Origin of the sequence: Paenibacillus lentus (genome assembly GCF_042714055.1) — a bacterium.
GTDB classification, from domain to species: domain Bacteria; phylum Bacillota; class Bacilli; order Paenibacillales; family Paenibacillaceae; genus Fontibacillus; species Fontibacillus lentus_A.
Map to the genome: position 1 here is coordinate 321,449 of NZ_JBHGVC010000001.1, position 19,056 is coordinate 340,504.

At 55.2% G+C, this 19,056-nt stretch carries 6 protein-coding genes; all 6 read left to right on the top strand.

The genetic code is table 11. From position 1 onward, the window contains the following. Window positions 1–12: 12 nt before the first annotated feature. The 6 genes from sufD (at window position 13) to ACE3MQ_RS01410 (ending at window position 18,996) form a co-directional block, all read left to right on the top strand. Window positions 13–1,326, top strand: coding sequence for a Fe-S cluster assembly protein SufD (gene sufD / locus ACE3MQ_RS01385; RefSeq protein ID WP_379389832.1), 1,314 nt, complete (start codon window positions 13–15; stop codon window positions 1,324–1,326). Between the two features lie 13 nt (window positions 1,327–1,339). After that, window positions 1,340–2,737: a Fe-S cluster assembly protein SufB gene (sufB, locus tag ACE3MQ_RS01390; protein WP_379389833.1), complete on the top strand. Its 1,398-nt coding sequence runs from the start codon at window positions 1,340–1,342 to the stop codon at window positions 2,735–2,737. Between the two features lie 236 nt (window positions 2,738–2,973). Then, a complete protein-coding gene (locus ACE3MQ_RS01395; RefSeq protein WP_379389835.1) occupies window positions 2,974–4,461 on the top strand; it encodes an MDR family MFS transporter in 1,488 nt (495 codons plus the stop codon). A gap of 225 nt (window positions 4,462–4,686) precedes the next feature. Next, window positions 4,687–5,748, top strand: coding sequence for a glycosyltransferase family 2 protein (locus ACE3MQ_RS01400; RefSeq protein ID WP_379389837.1), 1,062 nt, complete (start codon window positions 4,687–4,689; stop codon window positions 5,746–5,748). A gap of 674 nt (window positions 5,749–6,422) precedes the next feature. Then, the gene (gene panD, locus ACE3MQ_RS01405; RefSeq protein WP_379389839.1) at window positions 6,423–6,806 is read left to right on the top strand and encodes an aspartate 1-decarboxylase; all 384 of its coding nucleotides are present in this window, start codon (window positions 6,423–6,425) and stop codon (window positions 6,804–6,806) included. Between the two features lie 28 nt (window positions 6,807–6,834). Continuing rightward, window positions 6,835–18,996, top strand: a complete 12,162-nt coding sequence (locus ACE3MQ_RS01410; protein WP_379389841.1) for an amino acid adenylation domain-containing protein — start codon at window positions 6,835–6,837, stop codon at window positions 18,994–18,996. Window positions 18,997–19,056: the final 60 nt, after the last annotated feature.

Sequence of the window (19,056 nt, forward strand, 5' to 3'; positions counted from 1 at the left end):
GAGAGCCGTAACATGACAATGAACAATGCAGAGAACCGGGTATCAGGACAACTTCAATATGAAGCGGAACCAGATTGGCTAAACTTGTTGAGGAAGAGAGGCCTCAATGCCGTCAGTACCCTGCAGCTGCCCAAGCTGGAAAAGACGAATCTGCAGCGCTGGCCTTTACGGCAGCAAGGCATTTGCCGTAAGCCAGAGCTGGTGATGTCTCTCGATGAATTGCCGGAGTCCATCCGAAAATGGGTGTACTCGGACAATGTACTGGTACAGCGGAATTCGGGCCCATTAATCAAGCACCTGACAGAAGAGCTGCAGAAGCAAGGAATTATTCTGACGGATTTGGAAACAGCAGCACGACTGTATCCGGAACTTGTAAAACCTCATTTCATGCAAGCCGTGCAGACGGAAGAGAATCTGCTTACCGCGCAGCATGCCGCGCGCTGGACCGGTGGAGCTTTTATTTACATCCCTGAGGGGGTTCATGTAGAGACCCCGCTGCAGACGCTATTTTTTGTAGACGAATCCGATACACTCTTTATGCCGCATGTTTTAGTGGTAGCCGAGGAGCGTAGTTCCGTAACGCTGGTGGAGAATACAATGTCCTTAGATAAGATTGTTGCAGTGAATCAAGCCGTTATGGAAGTATTCGTAGGCGAAGGTGCAAAAGTCAATGTCGTGTCATTGCACCAACTGGATAGAGACTTGATCGACCTGACTTATCGGCGCGCAATCGTTGAACAAGACGGAAGAGTGAACTGGTTGATTGGCGAAATGAATGGGGGCAAGTCGATGAGCGATACGGCATCCATACTCAAGGGCGAAGGGGCTGGTTCGGATATAAAGTCAATCTTGGTGGGCTCCGGCCGTCAGACCATGAATATCACAGCCCGGACGGTCCATATCGGTAAGAATTCGCCAAGCGATATGGTAGTCAGAGCGGTGATGAGAGAGCAGTCAACCGCAATATTGAATGGAATCACCAAAATTGAGAAGGGGGCAAGCGGGGCGAACGGACAGCAGACAGAAAAAATATTGATGCTTCATCCCGATGCGCGCGGCGACGCCAATCCGATCCTGTTGATTGATGAAGACGATGTGAAAGCCGGACACGCCGCCAGCGTCGGACAAGTCAATCCAGAACAGCTTTATTATATGATGTCCAGAGGAATTAGCCGCGTAGAGGCCGAGCGGCTAATCGTGTATGGTTTCCTTGCTCCCGTCGTGGCTGAAGTACCGCTGGAAGGTGTAGCTACGCAGATGAAAGCGCTCGTGGAACAAAAGCTGGGGCAAATCAAGGAAATAGATCAAGCAAGCATATCTGAATAAGGAGGATGACAACATGGCCAAGGAAATGGTGGAGCTGGGAGAATATCAGTATGGCTTCAAAGATGCGCATCAAGCGGTGTTTCAATCCGGCAAAGGACTGACTCGTGAGATTGTTGCCACCATATCGGAGATGAAGGGTGAACCCGGCTGGATGCTCGACTTTCGACTAAAGTCGCTGGAATTGTTCCAAAGTATGCCAATGCCTGCATGGGGCGGCGATCTGCGAGCACTAGATTTCAATGATATCCAATATTATGTCAAGCCTTCTGAGAAACAGGGGAAAACCTGGGAGGAAGTGCCGATTGAGATTAAGCAAACCTTTGACAAGCTTGGTATACCTGAAGCGGAACAGAAGTTTCTTGCCGGTGTGTCGGCCCAGTACGAATCCGAAGTCGTCTATCACAGTATCCAGAAAGAGCTGGAGGAACAAGGTGTCATATTCACAGACACGGATACGGCGCTGCGTGAGCATCCGGATCTGCTGCGCAAATATTTTGGCACCATTGTTCCGCCGAGCGATAACAAATTTGCCGCACTTAACAGCGCGGTATGGTCAGGAGGAAGCTTTGTCTATGTTCCGAAGGGAATAAAATGCGAGGTGCCTTTGCAAGCTTACTTCCGCATCAATTCGGAGAACATGGGGCAATTCGAGAGGACACTCATTATTACGGAAGAAGACAGCTTTGTGCATTATGTAGAAGGCTGCACGGCACCGATATACAGCACGAACTCGCTGCATAGCGCCGTGGTGGAAATCATCTGTAAGAGAAATTCCCGTGCGCGATATACAACCATTCAAAACTGGGCTCCCAATATTTACAACATGGTGACAAAGCGGGCTGTAGCCGAAGAAAACGCAACGATGGAATGGGTGGACGGCAATATTGGCTCCAAACTAACGATGAAATACCCTTCCGTATTGTTAAAAGGCCGGGGAGCCAAGGGGTCGGTGCTCTCGATTGCCGTCGCCGGCAAAGGGCAGCATCAAGATGCTGGAGCCAAAATGATTCACCTGGCTCCGGATACGACTTCGACCATCATATCGAAATCGATCAGCAAACACGGCGGCAAAGTCACGTATCGCGGTCTGGCTTCCTTCGGAGGCAAAGCTTCCGGAGCCAAGTCGAACATCAAATGCGACACGCTCATTCTAGATAATGAGTCCACGTCGGATACGATCCCCTATAACGAGATCATGAACGACAATGTCACGCTCGAGCACGAAGCGACCGTCTCCAAGGTATCCGAGGATCAGCTCTTCTACTTGATGAGCCGCGGCCTGTCCGAAGATGAAGCGACCCAGATGATCGTAATGGGTTTCATCGAGCCGTTCACGAAAGAACTGCCCATGGAATATGCGGTTGAGATGAACAGACTCATCAAGCTGGAGATGGAGGGCAGTATAGGGTAATAGCGTTGGAAGCGAGAAGCATATAGAGAGTAAGATCAAGCAGGTTACCGAGCCAGACAAGAATATGAAATAAACTGTGCTGTGCGGCAGTGCCGATCTTGGCAAACCACTAGCCGATCACCCATGGTGTTCCAGTGCTTTTGGGCAAAGCTTGGAATGAAATTGCCGCTGATGTGTCCGTATAGATATTTTGTTAACAAGTAAACAATATGAGTGAATGGACGGTTAAACCTGCTATGAAAAAAACGAATTTGACTAACACGAAAGAGCAACAAACTCAGAAACCTGTGAAGCTCATACCAATAATTGTAGCGATTTTCATGGGGAATTTTCTCTCGCTGTTGAACAGCAATACGATTAATATAGCTTTACCGGTTTTGCAAAAAGAATTTGCTTCCGACTTGAGTGTCGTACAATGGACATTGACAGGCTTTATGTTGGCGCTTGGGACGTTCGCGCCTACTGCTGGCTATTTCGGTGAACGCTTCAGTTACAAGCGATTGTATATTTTCGCCTTGCTCGGCATGACGATTGCCTCCGTGCTCTGCGCCTTGTCTTGGAACGCGCCGATGCTGATTGCATTCCGCATTGTTCAGGGTGCATTCTGCGGTATTATCGTGCCCGCGTCGATGACCATGATATTCCAGATCATACCGCGACACCAACAGTCTGTTGCCATGAGCATCTGGATTGCCGCTTCGATCGTAGCGCCAGCTATTGGACCGAGTTATGCAGGTTGGCTTATCCAGAACGGATCCTGGAAATGGCTCTTCTGGACCAATGTGCCGCTCGGGCTGCTTGCCATCGTTGTTGCTTTTTTCTTTATTCCTTACTATCGTCTGAGAGTACCGAAGGGATTCGATTTATGGGGGCTTTTGACGGTCATCGCTGCCAGCTCGCTGCTGCTGATCACGTTGTCGCAAGGCTCCGGTTGGGGATGGGGGTCGGCCAGTACGCTGCTTTGTCTGGGAGGCGGGCTATTGGCGCTGGCCCTCTTTCTTTGGCGCGAGATGTCCATCGAGTCGCCGCTACTACAGCTCAGAGTGTTTCTGAACCGGCGCTTCACGTCGACGGTCATATTGCTGTGTATCGTAATGATCAACTTTTTTTCGGGCATGTTCCTCGTTCCCGTCTTCCTGCAAAATGTTCAGGGACATTCGCCACTTGATACGGGGATCATTATGCTGCCGTCTACACTAGCCATGGCAATTATGTCTTTGGTTGTCGGCAGGCTGTATAAAGTGGTTGGTCCCAAGCCGCTGCTGCTTGTTGGCGTACTGTTGATGATCATAGGAAATCTGCCGCTAGCGTGGCTTCAAATCGACAGCTCATCTGCTTATACGCTATTGTGGATGACGATCCGCAGTTTAGGTCTGGCTCTAGTGCTAATGCCGGCGACGACAGCCGGGATGGAGGAGATTTCCCGCGAGTACATCGGTCACGCCTCCTCCATTCAGAACTGGTTGCGGAATGTGTTCGTCTCGTTCGGCGTGGCTCTTTTCAGCACGCTGCTATCTTCACGTACTGCAGATCACGCCGCTAGGCTGACGGATGGGGACGTCGGGCCGAACTTAGCTCACCTGTCCACAACGATGGGCATCAACGATTTGAACATTTTATCAACGCTTATTGTAGTTCTGGCTCTACCATTTGTTTTTGCAATTCGCTCAAAGCGGAAGAAGGAACGGGCAATGGACGGTCAAGGCAGAGCTTACCCACTGTAGATTTTATGGATATGTGTTTCAGCGTTTAACCGCAGTATCAGTACGTCTAAAAAATTGGAATTAAATAGCCTGCTGAAAATCAGCAGGCTGTCCTACATGGATCCATCGTGTTTTGCAAGGACGAACCAAATGGAAAAACCTCAAGAAACTTGACGGCTTCCCGCTTCCGCATTTACACTGACGATGATTTAAGGCATATATTTTGTAACGATTGGAGTGAAGCGAATGGAGCAGTTGATAAGCATTGTGATGCCAACGTATAATCGGGCGCAGATCATTTCCGGTGCGATCGAGTCCATTTTGCAACAGACTTACGCCAACTGGGAGCTGATCGTCGTTGATGACCGAAGCACGGATCATACGAAAGAGGCAATCCGCGAGTGGACGCGCAAAGATGATCGAATCCGCTATGTGTGCAATGAACGGGAAAAAGGACCGGGCGGCGCGCGAAACACGGGGATGCTGGCGGCGCAAGGCGAATATTTGGCGTTTCTTGATTCCGATGACGAATGGTATCCTTGCCATTTGACCGACAGCATGACGACGCTTGCGCTGACAAAAGCGGATATCAGCTTTGCGCTGTGGGTGGAACAGCACGGGGATATTACCTCCTACAACTTCGACAACAAGGTTGAGCGGTCTTTGCTGCATTCGATGCGAACAACGTTCGAAACATGGAATGACGGAGAAACGATCATATTTGAAAAAGGATTGTTCGAGGCGTTTCTGTCTCATACGCGCAATTTTTTTCAAATGAATACGATGGTATTCCGACGGAAGCTGCTGGACGAAGTCGGATTGATCAATGAAGATTTTTATCTGGGTGAAGATACGACCTATCTGATCCGCTTTTTCGACAAATACAGAATTGCACTGCAAACAAAACCGCATTCCGTCTACCGGGAATCCCCCGACAGCCTCTACTTCTTCTGCGACCGCTGGCAGCTTGATCCCGATACGATTCATCTCAACGAGGAAATATACAATAAAATCGAGGGACTTAGCTTCAAATCTATTAAGATCCGTGAGCACATCCGGGATTTAGTCGCTCAGTCCGATTCCGTCAGCAAAAAAGCGAAACAACTCTATTACATCGACATCGGCATCGCAAGCAAATATTATACCCTCAGCTATTTGAACCGTTACGACCGCAAAAAAGCGCTCCACTATTGCCGCCAATCCCTTCGTTGCAAAGTTACGATTTTTAATCTGTTTTTGTTTGTTAAGCTGCTGTTTTCAAGCAAAAGCGGAAATATTTTTTTGCATAAGGCTCTTAATTTCTGGTAGGTTTGCTCAAAAAAGTAAAAGAATTTCCCCCTTAATTGCAAGAATATCACCCTATCGCAAGAAAAGGTTTAGTACTACTATTAGGGTAGGTTGCAAGAAATTTCCTGTATATTGAGAAAAGTATTTATTGCTCTGCAACACTTTAATTCTTTACAGCTATATCTGGTTACACGACATGATTTTCCCCTTCGCAGCACTGGAACGTCTGTATGATGAGCTGCTGTTTCGATGTACAAGCCACGTTTTTTTGTTTCTACTGTCAGAATTTTCAATCAACTGGAACCCGCACAATAGCATAAACCTGCCTAATTAGCGTGACCTCGTCCAATAGGATGAGCTTGCCCAATCAGCAAGATCCCACACAAAAAGCATAAGCTTGCCAGTCAACATGCCCCCTCACAATCGGATGTAATTACACATTCAGCTTGATCCCACACATAAGCGTGAACTTGCTTATTCCGTACGCACAGCCACATTGGCACGAATTTGCCGCAGAATTTCTTTTTTGAACGGCTTGATTGCTCCAGCTTGTTATTTTCGTTAAGTCAGAGAAACAATGTAGGTTAACTTGTCTCTGGATGTTCCTTAGCAAGAATTTTAAAAAATAAGGAGGGTTATAAGAATTTAGCCAAGTTTTATATTTCCAAAGACTACTCCACAAGGAGAGTGAATTCATGTTTAGAGAGATGCATAAGTCCAAAATTCACCGTGCTGTCGTGACGGAGGCCAATTTAAATTACGTAGGTAGCATAACCATCGATCAGGATATTTTGGATGCATCGAACATCCTGGAGAACGAAAAGGTGCAAGTTGTCAATATAAATAACGGAGCCAGGCTAGAGACGTATGTCATAACCGGCCCAAAAGGCTCGGGTATGGTTTGCTTGAACGGCGCCGCTGCCAGACTAGTGCAGCCGGGCGACCGCGTCATTATTATTTCTTACGCGATGATGGAGGAATCGGCAGCCCGCACGTATCGTCCGCATGTCGTCATTATGGACGAGCATAATCGCATCGTAACGGAGGATTATCAAGAACTGCATTCCACAACGGTGTGATAAAACACAGATCGGGGGGCTGCCGCCTATGAGAATCATCCGTAATTTGTCCGGCGTATTGCTGGAGCGCAAGGAAAACGATGCGGGAATTTTATTTTGCGAAAGCGGTCAGGAGCGCTACTTGTCGTACGGCCAATTACTTACATTGGCCGGAAGGGCGCTCCATCTGCTGCGCGAGCAGGGCCTAGGGCCAGGAGACTTTGCCGTCTTGCAGACGGAAGATAACGAACGATTTATCCTTCTGTTCTGGGCTTGTATGCTCGGCGGCATTGTCCCCGTACCTGTGACGGCGGCACGTACGGATGAAGGACGCAAAAAGCTGATCCAGGTATGCAAGCAGTTGGAAGCGCTTAGATTGCTCTGCGATGAAGAGCTTTGGCCGGGAATTCAAGGCTACGCTTTGAAGCACGAAGAAGCGGAGGCGCTGGCCCAGCTCGAGTCTGGCAGCGTGCCGATTGCGGAGGTGCTTGCGGCGGCTGCGGATGCAGGCCGGCCTGAGGCGGAGCCGTATGACGCAGCCGAGACGGACACCGCATTCCTCCAGTTTACATCGGGCTCTACCGGAGACCCGAAGGGGGTCGTGCTGACGCACGGCAATCTTCTGTCGAACATGCGAGCCATTATCCATGGGGCGCAGTCGACGGAGCGGGATTCTTCGCTAAGCTGGCTGCCGCTGACGCATGATATGGGGCTCATCGGCTTTCATCTTTCGCCGCTGTTTTGCGGCATGAATCAGCTGCACTTGCCGACCTCGACATTTGTGCTTCATCCGATGAAATGGCTGGAACTTACACATAAGCATCGAGTGACATGCCTCTCTTCGCCGAATTTCGGTTATGTGCACTTTCTGCAGCATTGGAAGCCGGAAGGAGCGGCGGCATGGGATTTGTCTTGCGTCAGGCTGATTTTTAACGGGGCTGAACCGATATCGGCCGTCCATTGCCGTGATTTTCTGGAGGCGATGAAGCCGTACGGACTGAAGGAGAATTGCATTTTTCCGGTCTACGGGCTTGCGGAAGCGAGTCTGGCCGTGACGTTCCCGGCGACGGAAGATCACCTGAATACCGTTAAGCTTGAGCGCCAATCACTCGCTGTTGGAGAGCCTGTACGAAGGGCCGCGCACGGGGATCAGGCCGCGATCGAGATCGTCGAGCTGGGTTTCCCCGTACAAGAGTGCGAGGTGCGCATTTGCGACGAAGCGGGAAATGCTTCGGCAGCAGGCAGCGTAGGCTTGATTCAAATTAGAGGCCGCAACGTTACAAGCGGCTACTATAAGCGGCCCGATGTAAACAAGCAAACGATTTCCCCGGACGGCTGGCTGAATACGGGAGATTTGGGTTTCTTGCTGGAAGGGCGTTTATATGTGACCGGCCGCATGAAGGACGTCATTTTCGTCAACGGGCAAAATGTGTTTCCGCATGACCTGGAGACGTTGATCAGCGGCCTGAAAGGGGCCGAAATCGGGAAAACGGCGATTGCCGCCGTTCAGGATGCGACGACCAAACGGGATGCGATCGCAGTTTTTATTCAGCATCGCGGCAAGACCGGCGGATTTGTACCGCTGATGGCCGAGGTGAAAAAGCTGCTGAACGGATCGGCCGGTCTGGACGTTGCTTTTGTTGTCCCCGTTCGGCGAATTCCGAAGACGACCTCCGGCAAAATCAGGCGCTACGTACTGGCGGAAGCGCTGCGCGAAGGCGAGTTTGCCGAAGTGCTTGCCGAGCTGACGGAGCTGGAAGCGGCGGCCGCGTTGGAGCAGCGTAATGCGGAAGGCGCCGATGCCTTGCGCGGTGATGTCGGCTTCGAGCCGGCCACGGAGACGGAAGAGCGGATCATGTCCATCTGGCGCGAGGTGTTGAAAAAGGAATACATAGGCCGAAAGGACGGCTTTCTCGAGCAAGGAGGCAATTCGCTCAAGGCGGCTTATGCCGCCGCCAGGCTGCAAGAGGCGTTTGGCGTCGAGCTTACGCTTACTGAGCTGTTTTTGCATGATACGGTGAGTTCGCTGGCCGCTTTGCTGGAGCAAAAGGCGCAGGAGGGCGAAGGATCTGCCACCGACATTGCGCCGCCGGTGGCCAAAGCGGAGGAGCGGACGATTTATCCGGCGACCTCGGCGCAAAAGCGGCTGTTCATTTTGGAACAGCTGAATCCGGGGCTGATGGGCTACCATTTGCCGTTTGCAGTTCAGGTAAAGGGCCCGCTCGATATCGAACGATTCCGCGCGGCGTGGCGGGCGCTGATAGAGCGGCATCCTTCGCTGCGGACGTCCTTTTATATGGAAGAAGGCATTGTGATGCAGCGCATCGAGCAGGGGGGCGAGCCGCCGCTTGCCGTCATTGACGGAAGCGGCTGGTCGGCGTCCGAGCTAGCGCTGCGGAAACGCAGCTTCCTGCAGCCGTTTCATCTGGAGCAAGCTCCGCTGATGCGCATGGAGCTTGTGCGCCTGGAGCACGAGTCAAGCGTGCTGCTGCTGGATATGCATCATATCATTACGGACGGAACGTCGATGGGCATTTTGATGTCCGATCTGATGAGGTTCTACGATGGGAATGCGCCAGAGCCGTTGTCTATTCACGGTGGAGATATGGCGCTGTGGGAGGAAGCGAGCCGAACTGGCGGCTGGCTGGAGCGCCAGAAGCTTTATTGGCGCGAAATCTTTCGGGATGGCGTACCGTCTCCGGCGCTTCCGTCTCCCTATCCAAGGCCGCAAACGCCAAGCTATCGCGGGGCAATGGAGCGCTTCGAGCTGGAGCCGGAGCTTGCCGGATCGCTGCGCGCGTTGGCTAGACGCGAAGGTGTAACGTTATACGCCGTCCTGCTTTCGATTTATTATGCGCTGCTTGCGAAATATACGGGCGAATCCGACATCGTGGTCGGCACGGCAGCCGCGAGACGAATGCGGCCGGAGCTGCAAAGCGTAGTCGGGATGTTTGTCAACATGGTTCCGATCCGCCTTCGCGGACAAAGCGGTTTGCGCTTTGATCAATGGGTGAAGCAGGTCAATAGGGAGACGCTGGCGGCTATCGGCAGCGGGGATGTGCCTTATGAAGAAATAGCCGAGCTGGCGAATGTGAAACGGGAATACGGGCGGAATCCACTGTTCGATTCAGTATTTACGCTGCAAAATATGGAGCTGCCCGAATGGCGGAGCAAGGACGTCGTTTATACGCCCCAAGCGATGGACAGCGGTTCGGCCAAGTTCGAATTGACTTGGGAGTGCGCGGATAACGGCATTAGTATCGCATTTACGCTGGAGTATGCGCTGGATTTGTACGATGAGCGGGCCGCCGCACAATTGGCTAGGCATTATGTAGCGCTGGCCCGGGCAGTCGCCGCGCACCCGCATGCGGCGCTAGGTGAGCTTGATCCCGTCGATGCAGAGGAGCGCGAACGGCTGCTCCGGCTTGGCCGTTCATTCGCCGCGCAGCCGCAGGAGCTATCGCTGCACAGGCTGTTTGAACGGCAAGCGGTGGAGACACCGCAGCAGATTGCCGTTGAAATGGGCGAGCTGGCGTATACCTACAGCGAGCTGAATGAGCGTGCCAACAGATTCGCGCGAGCGCTTGTGCGACGCGGTATCGCGCCGGGGGCGAAGGTGGCGCTGCTGCTTTTGCGCTCGCCCGATATGATTGCGGCGATATTGGCTGTGCTGAAAGCGGGAGCCGTCTATGTGCCGATTGACCCGCAATATCCCGAAGAGCGGATTTTGTTTATGCTGCAGGATACGGAAGCGCGGGTGATCGTGGCTGCGGCTGCGACGATGGAGATGGGCGCCCGGCTTGCTGGAGACAGTATCGATGTCGTCGACATGGATGGACTCGATACGAGATGGGCCAGTGAGCCCGGCCATGATCTGGACATCGACGGCTCGGCGGACGATCCCGCTTATATCATGTACACGTCCGGCTCGACGGGCAGGCCGAAAGGGATTATGACCGCGCATCGCAATGTGTCCCGGATTGCCGTTCATGCCGATTATGTAAGCATTACGGAAAACGATGCGCTGTTGCAGCTTTCCAACTACGCCTTTGACGGTTCAACGTTCGATTTGTACGGAGCGCTGTTGAACGGCGCGAAGCTGACGCTGGTCGGCGAGGAAGAGGTTGCCGACGTTATGCGGCTGACCGAGCTGATTGAGGGCAGAGGCATTACCGTATTCTTTGTGACGACGGCGCTGTTCAATACGCTGGTCGACCATGGGCTAGAGTCACTGCGCGGCCTGCGCCATATTTTGTTTGGCGGAGAGCGGGCTTCCGTGCCGCATATCCGCAAAGCGCTTCGCGCGCTTGGATCGGGCGTGCTGCTGCATGTCTACGGCCCTACGGAAACGACGGTGTTCGCTACCTGCTACAGGGTCACGGAGACATGGGACGGACAAGGAACGGCTATCGTGCCGATCGGCGTGCCGATCGCGCGTTCAGAAACGCTGGTGCTGAATGAGCAGGGCCGCTTGCAGCCGGACTGGGTGCCGGGCGAGCTGTGGATTGCAGGCGACGGTGTCGCATCCGGCTATGTGAATTTGCCGGAGCAGACCGCTTCGAAGTTCCGGCCGCATCCGTTCCGGGAAGGCGAAACCGTATACGCAACCGGCGACCTGGTGCGCCGCTTGCCTGACGGAAATTTGGAGTTCCTGGACCGGATCGACAGTCAGGTCAAGCTGCGGGGGTACCGGATTGAATTGGGAGAAATCGAAAGCAGGCTGCTGGATTGCGCGGGCGTCAAGGAAGCGTTTGTGGTGCTGATCGAGAATGACGGCGCGCCGTATTTATGCGCTTATATCGTTGCGGAGCAAACCGAAGGGCAGGCAAGCGTTCGGAGTCAACTGACAGGCAAGCTGCCGGCATTTATGATTCCCGCCGCGTTTGTGCAGTTGGAGAAGCTGCCGTTGAACGGGAGCGGCAAGGTGGACAAAAAAAGCTTGCCTGCGCCGGAACTCGCAGCGGCGCGCGGGGTTCGCTATGAAGCGCCCGCCACTGATACGGAGATCATTGTCGCAGGATTGTGGCAAGAAGTGCTTCATGCGGGACAGGTTGGCGCGCTTGACCACTTCTTTGAGCATGGCGGCCATTCCCTGAAAGCGGCCGCATTGACCTCGGCCATCCACAAGCATTGCCAGGTGCGAATGCCGCTCCAGGAAATTTTTAAGCTGCCGACGGTCAGAGAGCAAGCGGCCTGGATCGACAAGGCTTCCAAGGAAGCGTATGAACCTGTTGCGGACGCGCCAAAAGCCGCATCCTATCCGCTCAGCCTGCCCCAGCGGCGCATGTTTTTGGCGGAAAGCATGGCTGATATCGGACTAACCTACCATATTCCGCTTGCGCTTAAACTGTCGGGTACGGTGGGTGAGACCAAAATCGGGACGGCGCTTCGGAAATTGATCGGACGGCATGAGCCGCTGCGAACCTCCTATCATTGGATCGACGGTGTTCCGGCCCAGATCGTGCACGATTCGGCTGCCTTTGTTCTGCAAACGGCGGAGCTCGTGGAGAGTACGCTTCCGGAATGCATGAGCGAGTTTTTCCGACCGCTCGAGCTTGCGGCAGCGCCGCTGCTCGCGGCATGTTATTGCCGGCCCGAATCGGAAGCAGCGGAGGCCTATCTGCTGCTCAACATCCACCACATCGCGGCAGACGGCATATCCGTCAAGCTGCTGCTGGAGGAGTTAACCGCTTTGATCGACGGAATGGAGCTTGCGTTGCCAACTCTGCATTACAAGGATTATGCCGTTTGGCAGGAGCGACAGTCCGGCTCAGAGCGGGCCAGGGCAAGCCGAGCGTTTTGGACAGAGCAGCTTGCAGAGCCGCCGGCGCCGCTCGATATGCCGCTGGATCGGCCGCGCGGCGACCGTCAGACATTTGCGGGCGATACGTACACCTTCCACATTCCGGCGGCGCTCGCCGTACGGCTGAAAGAGACGGCCGCAAGCGCTGGAGCGAGCATGAACAGCCTGCTTTTTGCGGCTTACGCGCTGTTGCTCAAGGGAACGACGCATCAGTCGGAATTTGCAATCGGTGCTTTGGCGGCAGGTCGGACGCATCCGGACACGGCCCGGATGATCGGCATGTTCAACCAGTTTCTGCCGATTCGGATGCGGGTGGCGGACGAGCTGCCGATCCTGGCGTTTGTCGGCGAGACTCATGGGCGTTTGCTTGCCGCGTACGAGCATGGCGATGTCAGCTTCGAGCACATGATGGAAGCGGCCCGGCATTCGCATGACCCGTCGCGCAACCCGCTGTTCGATACGATGCTGATCGTTCACAACCAGTTTGAAGACGAGAAGCTGGCGGCCCGCGGCGACGGCTGGAGCATGGAGCCTTTGCCCGTCAGCCACGGAACATCCAAGCTGGACTTCAAGCTCGATCTGTACAGCGATGGCGAAGGCGGTCTGCGGGCGGAGCTGGAGTATAATACGGGATTGTTCCATAAAGACACGATGGAGCGGTTAGCGGATCGGCTGCTTTACATTTTGGAGCAAACGGCCGCCAGCCCCGACCTGAACTGTGGCGACGTTGCAATGACGACGCCTGCTGAAGAAGCCGCTTTTGCGGCATGGAATGATACGGGACATCCGTACCCGGCGGAGAAGACGATTCACGGATGGTTCGCCGAGTCCGCCCAGCGGTGGCCGAACCTCCCGGCGGTGCGGTCGGCCGAAGGCTCGCTGACGTATGGGGAGCTGAATAACCGAGCCGAACGTATGGCTGCTGTGTTAAGAGGCAAGGGGGTTGCGGTCGAAACAATTGTGCCGATTGCCGCTCAGCGCTCGTTGTCCACGATGATTGCGATTTTGGCGGTGCTCAAGGCGGGAGGGGCCTATTTGCCGATCGACCCGGAGCATCCGCCCGAGCGAATCCGCGGTATTCTGGAGGATAGCGGGGCCAGGCTGCTTCTCGCGGAAGCCAAGTGGATTCATACGTTCCCGGCCTTCCAGGGAGAAACGCTCGATCTGGACGCGCTTGCGGCTGCCGCAGCATCAGAGCTGGTTAAGGGCGAAGAAGAAACGGACCTGTCGCCTCAAGCGGGCCCTGAGCATTTGGCGTATGTCATTTATACGTCAGGCTCCACGGGCAAACCCAAAGGCGTTATGGTGGAGCACCGCGCGGCGATCAACCGTCTGAACTGGATGCAGACGGCTTATCCTCTGAATGAGCGCGACATTATTTTGCAAAAAACGCCGATGACGTTCGACGTTTCCGTATGGGAACTGTTCTGGTGGAGCTTTGCTGGCGCTTCGCTTTATTTGCTGGAGCCCGGCGGGGAGAAGGAGCCGCCAGTTATGCTGCGCACGATTGAAGAGCAGGCGGTTACGGTTATGCATTTTGTGCCATCCATGCTGGGCGTCTTTTTGTCCTATGCAGCGGACAGCGAGAGAAGCAGCGGGCTTTGTTCCCTGCGATACGTATTTGCGAGTGGCGAAGCGCTCAAGCCCGCGCATGTCGCAGGTTTTTACAGCCTGATGGAGCGCGGCGGCGGAGGGTGCCGGCTCATTAATCTGTACGGCCCGACGGAAGCGACGGTCGATGTCAGCTATTACGATTGCCCGGACGCAGGGGCGGGTACGATTCCGATTGGCAAGCCAATCCATAACACCCGGCTCTACATTGTGGACGAGCAGATGAGACTGCAGCCGATCGGCGTGTCTGGAGAGCTCTGCATCGCAGGTGCCGGTCTTGCGCGCGGATATCGGAATAGGCGGGATTTGACGGAGCAAAGCTTTGTTCCGAATCCGTTTGCCGCAGGAGAGAAGCTGTACCGTACCGGTGATCGCGCAAGGTGGCTGCCGGACGGCAATATTGAATACTTGGGACGCTTTGACCATCAGGTCAAGCTGCGCGGTCTCCGCATTGAATGCGGCGAGATCGAGTATGCTCTGCTCTTGCAGGCGGAAGTCCGCGATGCCGTCGTAATGACTGTGACGGACCATGCGGGAGAGCCGACGCTTTGCGCATATCTCGTGACAACGGATGGGGAGATGCCGGGGGAAGCGAGCCTTAAGGCCACACTTAAGGAACTGCTGCCGGAGTATATGATTCCTACGTATTTTGTTGCTATGGATGCTTTACCGCTAAGTCCGAGCGGCAAAGCCGACCGCAGCCGCCTGCCGCAGCCCCGGTTCGCTGAACCGGCGGCTTGCGGCGAGGCGCCGGCTACGCCGACGGAGCAGCGGCTGGCCGAGCTTTGGCGGGAGGTGCTCGGTCTGGCCCCAAGAGAGCCGGACGACCCGGCAGCGATCGGGAGAGAAGCCCATTTCTTTCAATTGGGCGGCCATTCCTTGCGCGCCGCGCAGCTTGCGGGCTTGATCGAGCAGCGTTATGGAACGGCGTTTGCGATGAAGGATGTGTTCGACGCTCCCCTGCTGAGGGAAATGGCGGCCGGCATCGACAATGCGGCCCCAAAGAGGGCCGCGGTTATTGCCCGGGCGGAAAGCCGGCCGTTCTACCCGTTGTCTCTCGCGCAGAACAGGCTGTTTGTGCTGCAGCAGCTTTATCCGGGCAGCACGGCCTACAATCTTCCGCTCGCTCTGAACCTGACGGGCAAGCTTGATCAGGACAGGCTTCGCGAGGCGATTCAAGGGCTGATTGACCGCCATGAGCCGCTGCGCACCAGCTTTGACTGGGCAGACGGCAAGCCGGTGCAGCGTGTCCATGAGCGGGTTTCGTTTGAACTCGCCGTGCATGCTTTGATGGATGCGGAGGACTTGAATACATTTGCGCGCGCGGTCGTCCGCCCGTTCGATTTGCGAAAGGCTCCGTTAATTCGGGCGTTTCTCGCGACGGACGGCGAAAGTCGGCATACGCTGCTGCTGGACATTCACCACATCGTCGCCGACGGCGTGTCCATGAATGTTATGGCGCGCGATTTCGAGCAGCTGTATCGCGGCGGCTCTTTGCAGCCGCTGCCTATTCACTATAAGGATGCCGCCGTTTGGCAGCAGGAGTGGATGGCTTCGGAGGCGAGAGAGCAGCAAGAGCAATATTGGGCGTTACGGCTAGCGGGTACGCTTCCTGTGCTGCAACTGCCGACCGATTATCCGCGTCCGCCCGAACAAAGCTTCGAAGGCGCCAAGCTTGCGCTGCCGATTCCGGCGGAGCTTGCCGAGGGAACCTCGGCGGCGGCGGAGCAATGGGGCGTTACGCCATTCCATATCTGGCTCGCCGCCTACCATACGTTATTGCATCTGATGACGGGGCAAGACGATCTTATTGTCGGCACGCCGATCGCCGGACGCTTCCATCCCGCAACCGAGTCTCTGGTCGGCATGTTTGTCAATACGCTGCCGATTCGCAGCAGGCCATCCGGCGAACTGCCGTTCAGAGCGTTCGCCGAGCAGCTCAAAGAAACTGTGCTTGCAGCGCTGGACAACGGCTTGCTCCCGTTTGAGCATATGGTGACGATGCTGGATGTGCCGCGCGAGCTGAGCCGCAATCCGCTGTTCGACACGATGTTTGTCATGCAGCATATGGAGGCCAAACAGGCGGCGGACGCCTTGCAATTCGAGGCGCAAGTGCCGGACAATCGCGTATCGAAGCTGGACATGACGTTTGAGATTGCGAATCAGGGTGCAAAAGGCGCGGCCTTAACGATCGAATATGCGACGGCGCTGTTTAAAGAAGACAGCATACGCAGAATGGCGGAATGGTATTTCCGTATTGTCGGCCTTGCACTGGCCGAGCCGGAGCGGCCGCTCGGAGAGATTGGGCTGCAGGGCGCTGCTGCGGCGGAGAAGCAGAGCGAAGAATTCAATCGCACGGCCGTGCCGTATGCAAGCGGTGATACGGTAGAGGTTTACCTCGAAAGACAAGCGGCGGAAACGCCGCAGTCCGTTGCGGTTGCGGCGGAGGACGGAGCATTGACGTATGCGGAATTGAACCGGAGGTCGAACCGGCTGGCGCAGGCGCTCAGAAAGCAAGGCGTCCAGCGCGAGGAGCGCGTGGCCGTCGTGATGGATCGCAGCCTGGAGATGATGATTGCTATCTTTGGCGTGCTGAAGGCGGGCGGAGCTTATGTGCCTATTGCGCCGGGCTTGCCGCCAGAGCGAATCGGCTACATGCTGGACAATTCCGGAGCCAAGCTTGTCTTGACGAAGGGCAATGCCTCGGAAGGGCTGGAGACGACCCTGCCATTTATGGACGTTCATGAGGCGCTGACGCAGGAGAGGGACGACTTCCCTGTGGAGAAGCTGCATGATTCACGTTCGCTTGCTTATGTGCTGTATACTTCGGGATCGACCGGACAGCCGAAAGGCGTCATGATCGAGCATCATTCCGTCGTCAACCGGATCGGCTGGATGCAGAAGCAATATGGACTGGACGCCAGCGGAGTCATTATGCAGAAAACGCCGATTACCTTCGACGTATCGGTCTGGGAGCTGTTCTGGTGGAGCTTTGCCGGAGCCAAGCTGGTTCTGCTGCCTCCGGGCGGCGAAAAGGACCCCGCGCTGATGATGGATACGATCGCGCGGCATGGCGTAACGACGATGCATTTTGTGCCGTCCATGCTGCACCTGTTCCTGGAGCATCCCGGCTTGCTGCGCGGCGAGGCTCGGCTGGAGAGCCTGAGGCATGTATTCGCCAGCGGCGAAGCGTTGACTGCGGATCAGGTGCGGCGGTTCCGCGAGCGGATCGGAGTTCCGTTCGATGCCAGGCTTGTGAACTTGTACGGCCCGACCGAGGCGACGGTCGACGTTTCCTATTACGATTGCTCTGACGGCGATATTCCGATCCAGATCCCGATTGGGAAGCCGATCGACAACATCTCGCTTTATATCGTGAGCGATGCGATGAAGCTTCAGCCTGTCGGCATTGCCGGGGAACTGTGCATATCCGGCGCGGGCCTGGCGCGGGGTTACATCGGTCGGCCCGATTTGACGGAAGAAAAGTTCGTCAATAATCCGTTTGCGGCGGGCAGTCTGATGTATCGGACAGGAGACCTTGCCAGATGGCTGCCTGACGGAACGGTCGAATATTTGGGCCGAATCGACCATCAGGTAAAAATAAGGGGCCAGCGCATCGAATGCGGGGAAATCGAGCATGTGCTGCTCGGTCATCCGGCGGTTTCGGAAGCGGTGGTCATGAAGCGGGACGCCGCAAGCGGAAGCGAATATTTATGCGCGTACATCGTTTGTTCCGAACCTTTGAACCATCAGGAACTACGGGATTTTGCAGCGCTCCGCCTGCCGGATTATATGGTTCCGCAGGCCGTGGTGGAACTGCCGGCCATGCCCTTGTCTCCAAACGGCAAAATCGACCGGAAGGCACTGCCGGAGCCGGAGCTGGCGGCGGATAGCGGCACTCCGTTTGTCGAAGCGGCAAGCGATATCGAACTGGCGATTGCCGCCGTATGGCGCGAAATCCTACAAAGGGACGACTTCGGCATCCATCATCGTTTCTTCGATGTTGGGGGAGAATCGCTGCTGCTGGTGCGGGCGCATCAACGACTGGAGGAGTTGTATCCCGGTGCTCTCGGCGTAACGGATTTGTTCACCTATCCGACGATCGCATCGCTTGCGGCTTATCTGGAGTCGAAAAATCGCGAGCTCGCGAGCTGGAGCTGGAGCGGTCTGCCGGTGGCAGACGACTGCGTTAGTAGCGGCTATGCCGCAGAGCGTATCGGCAGCGTTCAGTTTCAACTGGATCGGGCGGTTGCGGAAGGGCTTGCAGAACTTGCGGCATCCCGCTCAGTGACGATTGAAGCCGCAGCGTATGCCGTATATCTGTACTTCTGGCGCGGCGAGTCCGGCATGGATCGGCTTGTGCTCCCGGCAATGACGGACAACGGGCTGATTGCCCCAAAGGAAATCGACTTTGCGGAGGTGCGCGATTTCGATACGCTGCTGCGGCATGCCGCCAAGCGGGAGAGCGCTGGAGAATGTTATACCGCACGGCAAATCAGAAAGAAGCCGCAAGCCGAAGCAGGATTTGCCTTGTTCCCGTTATTTGCAGGAGCCGTGCTGCACGGTTTCAAGGAGCAGGAGGCGCTATTGGAACGATTCGATGTTGTGCTGTCTATGAATGGCGCTGCCGCACCAAGCGGGTCGGAAGCGCCAGAGCTTGGCGGGGTATGGATTTACAACGCCCGGCGCCTCGGCAAGGAGGCCGTGCTGGAGTGGGCTTCCGCTTATCTAGAGCTGCTGTCGAGCGTGGTCGAGCAATATCGCGCCGTACAAGGCAGCGCCGACTCGGGGGCGTAGCACGGCCAAGCCGGGTTGTGCCAGACCCTGAGCATACATCTAATAGAGGCTGTTTAAAAA

Coding starts and splice junctions, on each gene's coding strand:
- sufD (WP_379389832.1), top strand. CDS start 13: ATGACAATGAACAATGCAGAGAACCGGGTATCAGGACAACTTCAATAT.
- sufB (WP_379389833.1), top strand. CDS start 1,340: ATGGCCAAGGAAATGGTGGAGCTGGGAGAATATCAGTATGGCTTCAAA.
- ACE3MQ_RS01395 (WP_379389835.1), top strand. CDS start 2,974: ATGAAAAAAACGAATTTGACTAACACGAAAGAGCAACAAACTCAGAAA.
- ACE3MQ_RS01400 (WP_379389837.1), top strand. CDS start 4,687: ATGGAGCAGTTGATAAGCATTGTGATGCCAACGTATAATCGGGCGCAG.
- panD (WP_379389839.1), top strand. CDS start 6,423: ATGTTTAGAGAGATGCATAAGTCCAAAATTCACCGTGCTGTCGTGACG.
- ACE3MQ_RS01410 (WP_379389841.1), top strand. CDS start 6,835: ATGAGAATCATCCGTAATTTGTCCGGCGTATTGCTGGAGCGCAAGGAA.